Genomic DNA, 13,279 nt, shown 5'->3' on the forward strand with positions numbered 1-13,279 from the left:
AAGTGAGGTTCGAAGGTGAGGCAATTTCCTTTTTCTTGTAGTGAATTTTCTCTTTTTTTTCCAAAGACTCTCTCAATTCCCTAATTAAGCACCAGAATCAGTAGTATTTTTAGACTAGCTGCCTTCGTTAGGTACACTTCGTGCATAATGTAGGAAGATTGGAACCATTCCATGGTTCACTTCTGAATACTTTTGGATCCAGGTAGGGCAACAAAATGATCAAGCGAAAGTTAATCGTCATTGGAAACGGGATGGTTGGGCATAGATTCTGCGAAAAGTTAGTAGAGTTTGGTGGAACTGATAAATTTGAAATCACTGTCCTCGGAGAAGAACCAAGACGCGCCTATGACCGTGTCCATCTTTCAGAATACTTTGCCGATAAATCTGCGGACTCACTTTATCTCTGCTCTCCTGATTGGTATAGAACCAATGGAATTAAATTATTATTATCTGAACCAGCAATCTCTATTGATACCATCAAACGAAAGTTAGTTACAAATTTAGGAACAGAATTAGATTTTGATGAATTAATTTTTGCCACTGGTTCATCTCCTTTTGTACCTCCACTAGAGGGATTAGACAAAGAAGGAGTTTTTGTTTATCGAACCATCGAAGACTTAGAACAAACCATGGAATACAGCAAAAAAGTTAAAAAAGCAGCTGTACTCGGTGGAGGATTACTTGGGCTCGAAGCGGCAAAAGCACTTGTTGATTTAGGAAAAGAAACTCATGTTGTAGAGTTTGCACCAAGACTCATGCCAAGACAATTGGATGATGGTGGTGCTGCCATTCTCAAATCAAAAATTGAAGAGATTGGTGTTGAAATTCATTTAAACAAACAAACAGAAAAAGTTCTCGGTGATTCAAAAATAGAAGGATTTGAATTCAAAGATGGTGGGAATCTAAAATTTGATATGCTCATTGTTTCTGCAGGGATTCGTCCTCGAGATGAACTAGCAAAAGAAGCAGGAATTGCTGTTGGAGAACGCGGTGGTATCATCGTAGATGATGGAATGGGAACCAATGTATACGGTATTTATGCCATTGGAGAAGTAGCATTACATAGAAATTTTATTTACGGACTTGTTGCACCTGGGTATGAGATGGCAGAAACCTTGGCTTTCAATTTATGTAGCCCTGGAAGCAAACCCAAAGTATATCTTGGCTCTGATCTATCCACAAAACTCAAGTTAATTGGAGTTGAAGTAGCATCCTTTGGCGATGCTTTAGGACAAACAGAACATATCCCTATTGTATTTAAGAATCCTAGAAGTGGTGTTTATAAAAAATTAGTCATCTCTCCTGATGGGAAATACCTTCTCGGTGGAATCCTTGTGGGTGATGCCAAAGCATATGGAAACTTATTATCCTTTTATTTAAACAAAATGGAACTTCCAGAAGAACCAGAAACTTTGATTGTAGGTTCTGTTTCTGCTGAAAATCTTTTTGGTGCAGATTCATTACCAGACGATGCCAAAATCTGTTCTTGTAATAATGTTTCTAAAGGGAATATCCTCACTGCCATTCGCGAAAAAGAATGTTACGACATTACTAGTTTAAAGAATTGTTCGAAAGCAGGAAGTGGATGTGGCGGATGTTTGCCTCAAGTTAACTCCATTTTGAAAGCTGAGTTAAAAGTGCAAGGTAAGGTAGTCACAGAACATCTCTGCGAACACTTTAAATATTCAAGAAAAGAACTTTTCCAAGTCATCAAAGTAAAATCACTCAAAACATTTCCTGATGTCATAAGAGAAATTGGTCGTGGCAACGGTTGTGAAGTTTGTAAACCAGCAGTTGCATCCATTATCGCAAGCATTTGGAATGAACCCATTCTCAAACATAGAGAAATTCAAGATACAAATGACAAATACCTTGCCAACATCCAAAGAGGAGGAACTTACTCAGTAGTTCCAAGAATCCCTGGTGGAGAAATCACTCCAGACAAACTCATTGCGATTGGTGATGTTGCTAAAAAATACAATTTGTATTGTAAAATCACCGGTGGACAACGTATCGATTTGTTAGGTGCAAGGATCGACCAACTCCCTGCAATTTGGAAGGATTTAATCGAGTTTGGATTTGAAAGTGGACATGCTTATGGAAAGTCCATGCGAACAGTGAAAAGTTGTGTCGGATCTACTTGGTGTCGGTTCGGAGTCCAAGACAGCACATCCTTTGCAATCAAATTAGAAGAACGATACAAGGGAATTCGTGCTCCTCATAAATTAAAGTGCGGAGTGTCCGGTTGTATCCGTGAATGTGCCGAAGCACGAGGAAAAGATTTTGGAATCATTGCCACAGAAAGAGGTTGGAACCTATATATCGGTGGAAACGGTGGGGTGAATCCGAAACATGCCATTCTTTTTGCAGAAGATTTGGATGAAGATACTTGCATCAAGTATATCGATCGTTATATGATGTTTTATATCCGAACTGCAGATAAACTCATGAGAACCTCCACTTGGTTAGAACAATTGGAAGGTGGGATCGATTATCTAAAAGATGTGGTGATCAACGATAGACTCGGGATCAACTCCCAACTCGATGAAGAGATGAATGCACTTGTGAACACTTACCTTTGTGAGTGGAAAGACGTGGTTGAGGATACTGAAAAACAAAAGAAATTTAGACATTTCATTAACAGTCCAGAAACAGATCCAAACATCAAATTCATCGAAGAACGTGGCCAAATTCGCCCAGTGGATTGGGTAGAAACAGATTTAGTTAAATCATAATCGGGAGAAACAAAATGGTATCAGAGATTAAAAACAAAGAACGTGTATTCATAGGATCAGTTTCTGAATTTGAAAAAGAAGGCGGAGTGTCCGCAAAAATTGGTGATAAACAAATTGCGATTTTCTATTTTGATTCACGAAACGAATGGTATGCATGTGATAACGCTTGTCCACATACAGGAGATATGGTTTTATCACGTGGTTTTTTAGGTGATACGAATGGAGAACCAAAAGTAGTTTGCCCTTTACATAAACGAAATTATTCACTCACTAGCGGTGAATGTCTCAGTGGTGAACATTACAAGGTCAATGTGTATCCAGTGATTGTGGAAAATGGATCGGTGTATGTAGAAATAGATACATCGGATAAAAAGTAACAACGGTTCGCTGATACTTATATGAATTCACAGATAAACCAAAGAACCAAAGGTAAAGTGTATTTGGTCGGGGCAGGACCTGGTGATCCAGAACTTTTAACTGTCAAAGCTCTCAAAACGTTACGAAAAGCAGATGTTGTTTTTTATGATGATTTGGTTTCACCCAGGATCCTTGGTGTTTGTCGGAAAAAAATCCAAATGGTTTATGTAGGAAAAAGACTTGGAGTTCATAGTTGTTTGCAAGATGAAATCAATGACAAACTCATCCAAGCTGCGAGTGAATTCAAGACAGTGGTTAGGTTAAAGGGTGGTGATCCATCTATATTCGGAAGAGTGGGTGAAGAGTATGCAAGTTTACTCGCCGAAGGAATTTCTTGTGAGATCGTTGCAGGAATTACAACTGCCTCAGGTGTTGCCTCTTCATTAGGATTTCCTTTGACACATAGAGATTATGCAAGAGAGATCCTATTCCTTTCAGGTCATAAAAAAGACGGGGTCAATTCCGATGCCTTTAAGAACCTTAATTGTGTTGGTAAAACCATTATCGTTTATATGGGCCTAAATTCTATTGATCTGATCGTTTCAGAGTTACTCGAAGCAGGAAATTCTAAAGAAACAAATATCGCCATAATTCAAAACGCAACCTTAGATACGGAACGCGTTTTTACAGGAAATTTAGATTCGATCCAGTCCATCATCAAAGAAAACCAGGTGAAATCTCCGGCCATCCTTGTGATTGGAGAAATTGTTCGTTTCTACCTTGAGATGGAAAATTTGAAAAATGACTGTTCTTCCATCCTATCACCCTTATAAGGGATAGGAATGAATGATATAACTGGTAAAAGAACCACCCTTCGTTATGCAGAAGCTGAAGGGTTTGTATACTGTAATGCTGAAACCATCAATCGAGTAAAAACTAACAATCTTCCCAAAGGAGATCTGTTTGGTGTCGCAAAGGCAGCTGCTCTATTGGGATCAAAAAAAACGGCAGAACTCATTCCTCATTGCCATCCAGTTCCGATTGATTCTTTTTCCATTCAATTTGAAATCTTAGAAGAAAAAAATGCCATTCGCATCCAAACAGAAGCCAAGTCGATTGGGAAAACTGGGATTGAGATGGAAGCACTGACAGGTGTTACAGTTGCAGCACTTGTGATTTATGATCTTTTAAAACCAATTGATAAACAAATTGAAATTTCTTCTGTTCGCCTCCTTCAAAAAAAAGGAGGGAAAACCGATGCACAAATATCCAAATTCGCAAAAGGTTCCAATGCCAAAATTCTAGTTTGTTCCGACACTTGTTTTGCTGGGAAAAAAGAAGATGGATCGGGAAACGCAATTGCCGAACTACTCGCAAAAGAAGGCGTAGAAGTTTTAGAAATTAAAATTGTTCCTGATGAACCAACAGAAATCCAAAACTCAGTCACAACCTGGGCACTTGAAAATGTAGATCTTATCATCACCACTGGTGGGACAGGACTTGGCCCAAGAGACAATACAACCGACACAATCAAACAAATATTAGATAGCGAAATTCCAGGTGTAGCAGAAGTCATGCGCTCCTTTGGACAAGATAGAACTCCTTTTGCTATGTTGTCTCGTTCCATTGCAGGAAGGATCAAAAAATCCATTGTAGTATCGGTTCCAGGAAGTACAAATGGTGCGAAAGAAAGTATGACAGCCATTTTACCTGCAATATTTCATGCTAAAAAAATGATGCGAGGAGAAGGCCATTGATCTCTTACGCAGAAGCATTGGAAAAAATTCTTAAGGAATCCAGATCCTACGCAAGTGAAGAGATCGAATTAAAAGAGGCCTTTGGGCGAGTTTTATCAGAAGATATTTATGCGGATCGGGACTATCCACCTTTCCATCGTTCGGCGATGGATGGATTCGCCATTTTATCTCGAGATTATTTGCCAAATCAAAACTATTCATACCACAGAGAACTTTCTGCGGGAAAAAGTATGGACTTAGAGCCAGAGGAAAAAACCATCCGTATCATGACAGGGGCCCCAGTTCCCGAAGGTTTCGATGTTGTGATCAAAATCGAAGATACAGTCCTTTCTGAATCAAATGGACAAAAAATAGTGACCTTTTCCTTAAAGGATGTCAAACCTTGGCAAAATATCGCCAAACAAGGTGAAGACTTAAAAAAAGGTGATTTGGTTTTATCTAAGGGAGTTGGACTTGGAACATCAGAAGTATCCATCCTAGCAAGCCTTGGTAAAAACAAACTAGCAGTGGTCAAACCTCCCAAAGTTCATATCATTTCTACTGGAAACGAAGTAGTACCGGTATATACCTCTCCACTCCCTTATCAAATTAGAGACTCCAATTCCTATACCGTCTCATCTATTTTATCCAAATACAAAATCCAACCGGAACTTGTTACCCATGTCCCAGATTCGGAATCCGAAATCACAAATCAAATCCAACAGGGACTTGAGGCAGATATTTTAATTCTCTCCGGCGGAGTGTCGATGGGGAGTTTGGATTTGGTTCCTGCCGTTTTACAAAAGTTAGGTGTAGAATTAATCTTTCATAAAACAGCAATCAAACCAGGAAAACCGATTTGGTTTGGGAAACGGAAAAATACAATTGTATTTGGAATGCCTGGAAACCCATTTAGTGTCCAAACCTGCTCTCGAATTTTTCTCGAACCTTTTTTAAGGAAGTCTTTCGGTCAAAATCAAATTCCTACTTATAAACTTCCTTATTCAACCACCAAACAAAAGAAAGGTTTGTTTACAGAATTTTTTCCCGTCCGATTAGAAACAACTGACAAAACTTATCTTTCTCCTTTAACTTTCAATGGAAGTGGAGACGTTAGGGCAGGAATTACCTCCGATGGCCTTGCCATCTTCCCTAGTGAAACCTCATCCATCCAAAAGGAAGACCTCGTCCAGTTTTTGCCTTGGTAGAAGGCAATCCTCCAAAAATTTGTACATTCCGTACACAGTTCTTACGGTTTTTAGTCAAAAAATTGCATTTTTCTAGTACAATTTCTAAATCAGGGAAAACTATAAGCGTAAAGTTCGATTATAAGGCGATTTAACGCATTTTAGATCAATTCGCACTCTGGTACACTTTTTGCATTATTAATCAGCATAAGGAGTACACTTCCCGTGACCATTACACCTCATGCGAAAGCAACTAAAATCGATTTATTCAGCCTGGCAACACCGCAAATGCGGACTTTCCACCTAACATGGATAGCATTTTTTCTATGTTTTTTTGGATGGTTTGGAATTGCTCCCCTTATGGTTTATGTGAGAGAAGAACTCTCACTCACAAAAGCTCAAGTGGGAAACATCATCATCGCCTCAGTAGCCATTACCATCTTTATGAGATTATTTATCGGTTGGTTGTGCGATAAAATTGGACCACGGATCGCTTATACAATTCTTTTAACCTTAGGATCAATTCCTGTTATGTGCATTGGCCTTGCAGATAGTTATCTTTCCTTTTTATTATTACGATTGGCCATTGGAGCCATCGGTGCTTCTTTCGTAATCACCCAATACCATACTTCGGTTATGTTTGCACCAAATATCATTGGTACAGCAAACGCAACAACTGCCGGCTGGGGGAACTTAGGTGGTGGGGTCACACAAATGGTGATGCCAATCCTATTTGGTTTTTTTGTAGCATTCGGATTTACTACCGGCGTTTCTTGGAGACTTGCTATGGTAGTTCCAGGGGCTGCATTGTTTATTATGGGAATTATTTATTACTTCGGAACCCAAGACACACCCGGTGGAAACTTTAAAGACATCAAAGAAACTTATCCTACGTTCCAAGGTGGTAAAAAAAATTCACTGAGTAACTTCTTACTCGTCATCAAAGATCCAAGAGTATGGTTACTTTTCCTAGCTTATGGTGCTTGTTTTGGAATTGAACTTACCATCAATAATATTGCAGCACTCTATTATGTAGACCAATTCAAATTAACTCCAACAACAGCAGGATTGATTGCTGGTCTATTTGGACTTATGAACTTATTTGCAAGAACACTTGGTGGTGCTTTTGGTGATAAATTTGGAATCAAATGGGGTCTTCGTGGAAGAGTTGTTTGGTTGTCAGCTGTCCTTGCTGGTGAAGGTCTTTGTCTCATCCTATTTTCTCAAATGACATCCCTTGTGCTTGCGATATCTTCAATGATTGTTTTTAGTTTGTTTGTGCAAATGTCTGAAGGAGCAACATTCTCAGTAGTTCCTTTCATTAATAAAAAAGCGATTGGAGCTGTGTCAGGAATAGTGGGTGCTGGTGGAAACGCAGGTGCTGTGTCTGCGGGATTTTTATTCCGAGGGGATTTGAGTTACCAAAATGCACTCCTCATCATTGGAGTGACCGTTACCATTGCAGCTTTCTTTGCATTGCTCGTTAAGTTTACAATAGAAGAAGAAAAAGAAGTCGGTGAAGAAATGAGTAAAATCCTCCCTACTGCGGGAAAGGAATCTACTTTAGCGTCAGCGACTTAAAAACCAATGGGTTTGATTTTGTAAAAAATCGACCCATTTTAAACTTGTCTTAAAAAAAACTCTCTTCTACAATTTTCCCCTTAGGAGAGAGTTATGCATCAATTTCATTACCGTTCTTGTACTTTATGCGAAGCCATGTGCGGGTTACAAATCGAAACGAGTGCTGGATCCATCCTAGGATTCAAAGGTGACCCCGAAGATAAATTCAGTCGTGGTCATATTTGTCCCAAGGGGCCCGAACTAAAGAGCCTCTACCAAGACCCCGATCGAATCAAATTCCCTCAGAAAAGAACAAAATCTGGATGGGAAACCGTCTCTTGGGTGGAGGCACTTTCTGATATCGCGGTGCAATTAGTCAAAATCCAAACGAAATACGGAAACGATTCGGTTGCCATTTACAACGGTAACCCTACCGTTCACAACTATGGTTCCATGTTATTTGGACAAAGGTTTTCCAGTAGACTCAAAACCAAAAACAATTTCTCCGCAACTTCAGTAGACCAATTACCCCACCAACTCCTTTCTTATTTGATGTTTGGGCATCAACTTCTTGTTCCCATACCTGATATTGATCATACAGATTTTTTTCTGATTTTAGGAGGAAACCCATTTGCATCTAACGGAAGTTTAATGAGTGTTCCTGATGTAAAAAAACGACTGAAAGCCATCCAAGATAAAGGAGGAAAATACGTGGTTGTGGATCCTCGGAAATCCGAAACAGCCTCGCATGCAAACGAACATATTTTTATCAAACCAGGTACGGATGCATATTTTTTACTCGCCCTACTCCATGTTCTTTTTGCAAACAAACTAACAAAAGCAAACCCACTCATTCGAAACGAAGACTTACAAACCATAGAAGACATCACTAAAGAATACGATCCAGAACGAGTATCTAAAATCACGGGTGTTCCCACAGAGACCATCCAAAAGATAGCTACCGAATTTGCAAAAGCAGAGTCCGCTGTTTGTTACGGAAGGGTGGGAGTATCTACACAAGAATTTGGAGCCGTATGCCAGTGGTTAATCAATGTCATAAATATCGTTACCGGCAATTTAGATAAAAAAGGTGGTGCCATGTTCACACTACCAGCCATTGATTTGGTAGGTGAAGGTTCCGTGATGCGTTCAAATCCTGGAAGTTTTAATTCTTACCAATCCAGAGTTCGTAAACTTCCTGAATTTAGCGATGAACTTCCAGTAGCGGCTTTAGCTGAAGAAATTTTAACAGAAGGTGAAGGAAAAATTCATGCCCTTGTGACTTCGGCAGGGAACCCCGTATTGTCAACACCTAACGGAACTAAGCTTGACAGTGCTTTATCTAGTCTAGAATTTATGGTTTGCGTAGATTTTTATTTGAATGAAACCACAAAACACGCAAACTATATCTTACCTCCAACATCTGCCTTAGAACATGATCATTATGATTTGATTTTTAATGTATTTGCCGTCCGTAACACGGCACGATACAACGAACCTCTTTTCGCTCCAGAACCAGGAATGTTACATGATTGGGAAATTTTTTCTGACCTCACCAAACGTTTGGAACTCACAAGGTCAGGTAAAGAACTTCCCAAAGAGGTGATCAAAACAAAACTAACACCCGCTAGCATCATCGATCACGCACTCAAATCAGGTCCTTATGGAAACAAAGGGACTCGTGCTATGGATATGAGTTTGGAGCTTTTAAAAAACAGTCCCCATGGTGTGGATCTTGGGCCTTTACAACCTAGTTTTCCTGAAAGATTGTATACAGAAGACAAAAAGATCCAACTTTTCCCAAAACTTTTAAAAGAGGATCTTCCAAGACTAAAAAGTAAGTTTTCTGAATGGGAAAATTTTTCTGCTGATAGATCACAGTTTTTACTCATTGGAAGAAGGCATTTACGAAGTAATAATTCCTGGATGCACAATCTTCCGAAACTCATGACTGGTAAATCACGTTGTACAATTATGATCCATCCTGATGATGCGGGTATATTAGGAATTTCTAATGAAGAAGAAGTTATAGTCGAATCTTCAGTTGGTAAAATTCGAATTCCTGCAGAAATCACTGAAGAACTGATGAAAGGTGTTGTGAGCATACCTCACGGGTTTGGACACAATCGTGGTGGAACCAATCAAAAAGTGGCGACCGAATTTTCAGGAGTCAGCATTAACGATTTAACGGATGATCAAAGTATTGATGAATTTTCTGGAAATGCCGCGTTTAGTGGTGTCAAAGTGTTCATCAAAAAACAAAAAGTTTAATGGGAATTTTTGTTCTGTAAAAATGAGAGGTAGGCCCTTCTACCTCCTAACAGCGAATATATTTCATTTATATTTCGAAAATAGGACAAAGCCTTTTTTGATCGAATCCCTGTTTCACAAATAAAAACCACTGTCGTATCTTCCGGAAGTTCAGGAAGATACCCCTGTTCCAATTGGGAAAGTGGTATTAAAATGGTATCTGGAATTGGGTGAGATTTCGTTTCATCATTTTCCCGAACGTCAATGAGAAGTGTTTTTCCTTTTTTCTGAAGATCGACAAACGCGATTGTTTCAATTTCTTTTTCATCCCTACTCTTATTAGTTTCTTTCTTACCATGACCACAAACAGGACAATCGGGAAGAAGATCCACTTTAGAAGGATACAGTAAAGGTGGATTCCATTCCAGAAAATAAATAGAACTTAAATCTGTCGCCTTTGGATCCAAAAGATACTGCAATGCCAAAGAAGATTGATAAGTTCCTGCAAGAGCTGTTTGGACCCCCAAAACCCCTCCCACACTACAATTCATAGTGTCTCCTTCTTCTAAGTTAGGAAACAAACAACGGTAACATGGTTGCCCCTTTCCTGAAAAAATAGCAAACTGGGCACTCGTACGAAACACAGAGGCTGTCACCAAAGGAATGGATTTTGAAACACAAAGGTCATTGATCAGATACTTTGAGGATATGGTGTCAGTACAATCCAAAACAAGATCCCATCCATCGAAACGTTCTGGTATTGTTGATTCAGAGATCAGTTCAAAAAAACATTCCACTTGTAACCAAGGGCAATGTTCTAACAAAACCTTGGAAACCACCTCAGTTTTAGGTAATCCAACATCTTTGAATGTAAACAATGTTTGGCGATGGAGGTTAGATACTTCTACACGATCAAAATCGATAAGACCAATCCGACCGATGCCCCCAAGGGCAAGTTGTAATGCAGCAGGGCATCCAAGCCCCCCAAGTCCAATGATGAGGACAGAGGAGTTTTTCCATTTTTTTTGACCGGCGGAACCGATTTCAGGAACTTGAATTTGGCGTTGGAAGAATGATTCCTCTTCTATACCCATAACCTAAGAGAAGAATGAATGATAATTCGCAAGCAAGGAGAAATTTTAAATTTGCTAAAATAGTTTAATATCCGAAATGATCTTCCTATTTTTGTTTTCAACCTAGAAAAGAAGATTAAACTAGACTTTAAGGTGAATGAGGAAAATAGAAAATTTGAAGTGCTTCGGGTGAGTATCCTTTCTCACTGTAGTTTCGCCTGCGTCTATTGTGCTCCAAAAAATAAACCTGACCAAACCAACTTCTTTCCTAAAGTTAACTACTTAAGCCCGGAACTTTTAGAATCTAAAATTATAGCATTACAACCACATATCCAAATCAAAGAAGTCCACCTAACAGGCGGTGAACCCACACTTCATAATAACCTAATCCCTTTGATAAAAAAATTAAAAGACCTTTCTATCCGGGAGATCGCTATTACCTCCAATGGTTTTTTTGAAGATGGATTGATTCACGAAATGAAACTAGCTGGCCTCACCCGAATGAATTTTTCTTTAGATAGTTTCTCACAAATTGGATTTGAGAAATTAAGTGATCGCAAACTTCCTGTAGAACGTTTGTTCCAAAGAATTCTAGAGGCAAAAAATATTGGTTTAGAAGTCAAAGTCAACTGTACAGTTTTAAGAGGATACAATGATTCAGAAATTTTAGATCTTCTTGGCTGGTCAGGAGAAAATGGTATACCCATTCGTTTTTTGGAATTTATGAAAATGGGTCCTTTGCAGGAAGAACATTCCGATTGTTTTTATTCAGCAGAAGAAATCCGTGAGACCATTCGTCTTAAATATAATTTTTCACCTCACCTCACGGCTTCAGATTCCACTGCTACTTATCATATCACAGATAACGGCTATTTGTTTGGGATAATAGCAAACCATACCGAACCATTTTGTGATGGATGTAATCGTTTGAGGATGGATTCTTTAGGTAGAATTTACGGATGTTTGAGTGACCAAACTTCTTTCGACATCCCTTCCGAAACATCAGAAGTTGCAATGGTTTTAAAACAAGCAATGGATACAAAAAAAAAGAAGTTCACTGGTTCTGGACTTTCTATGAAATACATTGGAGGATAAATGAAAATCCAACTCCTATCTTTTGCAGCACTAAAAGAGTTTTTTCCCTCTAAACAAGATTTAAGTTTGGAGGGAATCAATACAGTTTCCGATTTAAAATCTTATCTCCTTGGTTTAAAACCAGATGCCGAAAAACTCATCAAAATCAGCCGTATTTCGGTTAATCAAACGATTGCCAAAGATTCAGATTTGATTACCGAAGGCGCGATTGTGGCACTACTTCCTCCATCAAGCGGTGGTTAAATGGATACAAAATACAAACATATTACTGAAGAAAAATTAGACCTACCTTCTCAATTCCCTCCCCTTCCCAGTATGGGCGGATATGTACTTTTTGCAGGTATTGTCAGAGACATCAATGAAGGAAGGCAAGTCACACATTTGGAATACGAAGCATATTCTGAAATGGCAAACCAAATGATCGCAACCATTATAAAAGATGCATTTCAAAACTGGGACTTAGAATTTGCAGATTGTATCCATCGATTAGGAAAACTGGGACTTGGTGATGTGGCAGTCATTGTGAATACAGGAGCTGTCCATAGAGACGAAGCCTACAAAGCCAACCGGTATATCATCGATCGAGTCAAACATGAAGTTCCTATCTGGAAAAAAGAGTATTATGTAGATGGAAGTTCTGAATGGTCGAAAGGTTGTGCCCATGACCACCAACATTAATCCAACCTTTGTCATTTTAGCAGGTGGACAAAGTGTACGAATGGGGGAAGACAAAGGATTTGTTCCTATTGGGATAAATTCCAATTTCCTTGTTTTTCTTCTAAAAAAATTAGAAAAATTTAGTACATCTATTTATATTTCACTTAGACAAAAACAAATAGAAAATTACATAAAACATACAAACGAAAAATTTATCATTCAGGATAGAGAACTATCCATCAAAGGCCCATTAAAAGGAATCATTTCTTCTTATTTACATTTAAAAGAAAAAAACCAGATAGGAGATTTTATTTTTTTCCTACCGATAGATATTCCTTATATAGAAGAAAAAACCATCCAAAGACTTTTGGAAACATACAACTCTAACCCAAAACCAATCTCTGGAATTTTTTACACCCAAGGGAAGTCCTTAGAACCTTTATGTGCGATTTATTCGAAAAAAATATTGTCACAATGGGCAGAGTCTTTATCTCTCCCAGGACTTCATGAATTTTCATTACAAAAACGAATTTTATCTTTGGATCCAAAACCAATTTTAATAACTCTTCCCTCAGACGAAAAAAATTCTTTCAGAAATATTAATTCAAAAGCAGAACTATAAAGGAAAT

12 protein-coding genes are annotated in these 13,279 nt (G+C 38.6%); 11 read left to right on the top strand and 1 reads right to left on the bottom strand.

All coding sequences use genetic code 11. The features are described 5' to 3' along the window. Nucleotides 1-215: 215 nt before the first annotated feature. The 7 genes from nirB (at nucleotide 216) to EHQ16_RS09235 (ending at nucleotide 9,846) form a co-directional block, all read left to right on the top strand. On the top strand, nucleotides 216-2,735 hold the full coding sequence (gene nirB, locus EHQ16_RS09205) for a nitrite reductase large subunit NirB (protein ID WP_135631697.1): 2,520 nt from the start codon (nucleotides 216-218) through the stop codon (nucleotides 2,733-2,735). Between the two features lie 14 nt (nucleotides 2,736-2,749). Further along, nucleotides 2,750-3,112 (top strand): nitrite reductase small subunit NirD, encoded by a 363-nt coding sequence (nirD, locus tag EHQ16_RS09210; protein ID WP_135631698.1) that lies wholly within the window; start codon nucleotides 2,750-2,752, stop codon nucleotides 3,110-3,112. Between the two features lie 21 nt (nucleotides 3,113-3,133). After that, nucleotides 3,134-3,925, top strand: coding sequence for a uroporphyrinogen-III C-methyltransferase (cobA, locus tag EHQ16_RS09215; RefSeq protein ID WP_135631699.1), 792 nt, complete (start codon nucleotides 3,134-3,136; stop codon nucleotides 3,923-3,925). Nucleotides 3,926-3,934: 9 nt separating this feature from the next. After that, on the top strand, nucleotides 3,935-4,849 hold the full coding sequence (gene moaCB / locus EHQ16_RS09220) for a bifunctional molybdenum cofactor biosynthesis protein MoaC/MoaB (protein ID WP_135631700.1): 915 nt from the start codon (nucleotides 3,935-3,937) through the stop codon (nucleotides 4,847-4,849). Beyond that, nucleotides 4,846-6,036 (top strand): molybdopterin molybdotransferase MoeA, encoded by a 1,191-nt coding sequence (locus tag EHQ16_RS09225; protein WP_135631701.1) that lies wholly within the window; start codon nucleotides 4,846-4,848, stop codon nucleotides 6,034-6,036. The genes moaCB and EHQ16_RS09225 overlap by 4 nt, the downstream gene beginning before the upstream one ends. A gap of 204 nt (nucleotides 6,037-6,240) precedes the next feature. Beyond that, nucleotides 6,241-7,596, top strand: a complete 1,356-nt coding sequence (locus EHQ16_RS09230; RefSeq protein WP_208742272.1) for an MFS transporter — start codon at nucleotides 6,241-6,243, stop codon at nucleotides 7,594-7,596. A 93-nt stretch (nucleotides 7,597-7,689) separates the two neighbouring features. Beyond that, a complete protein-coding gene (locus EHQ16_RS09235; RefSeq protein ID WP_135631702.1) occupies nucleotides 7,690-9,846 on the top strand; it encodes a molybdopterin-dependent oxidoreductase in 2,157 nt (718 codons plus the stop codon). Here the strand turns inward: EHQ16_RS09235 and EHQ16_RS09240 are convergent. Continuing rightward, nucleotides 9,843-10,919, bottom strand: a complete 1,077-nt coding sequence (locus EHQ16_RS09240) for a HesA/MoeB/ThiF family protein (protein WP_135631703.1) — start codon at nucleotides 10,917-10,919, stop codon at nucleotides 9,843-9,845. The genes EHQ16_RS09235 and EHQ16_RS09240 overlap by 4 nt on opposite strands. A gap of 132 nt (nucleotides 10,920-11,051) precedes the next feature. Between EHQ16_RS09240 and EHQ16_RS09245 the strand changes: the two genes are divergently transcribed. The 4 genes from EHQ16_RS09245 to EHQ16_RS09260 are packed head-to-tail and all read left to right on the top strand — an operon-like array spanning nucleotide 11,052 to nucleotide 13,272. Continuing rightward, entirely contained in the window at nucleotides 11,052-11,993 is a 942-nt protein-coding gene (locus EHQ16_RS09245; protein WP_135631704.1) for a radical SAM protein, read from the top strand. Next, nucleotides 11,994-12,236, top strand: coding sequence for a MoaD/ThiS family protein (locus EHQ16_RS09250; RefSeq protein ID WP_135631705.1), 243 nt, complete (start codon nucleotides 11,994-11,996; stop codon nucleotides 12,234-12,236). Then, a complete protein-coding gene (locus EHQ16_RS09255) occupies nucleotides 12,237-12,671 on the top strand; it encodes a molybdenum cofactor biosynthesis protein MoaE (RefSeq protein WP_135631706.1) in 435 nt (144 codons plus the stop codon). It abuts the gene before it with no gap. Then, entirely contained in the window at nucleotides 12,655-13,272 is a 618-nt protein-coding gene (locus EHQ16_RS09260) for a molybdenum cofactor guanylyltransferase (RefSeq protein ID WP_135631707.1), read from the top strand. The genes EHQ16_RS09255 and EHQ16_RS09260 overlap by 17 nt, the downstream gene beginning before the upstream one ends. Nucleotides 13,273-13,279: the final 7 nt, after the last annotated feature.

Origin of the sequence: Leptospira kanakyensis (assembly GCF_004769235.1) — a bacterium.
GTDB lineage: Bacteria > Spirochaetota > Leptospiria > Leptospirales > Leptospiraceae > Leptospira_A > Leptospira_A kanakyensis.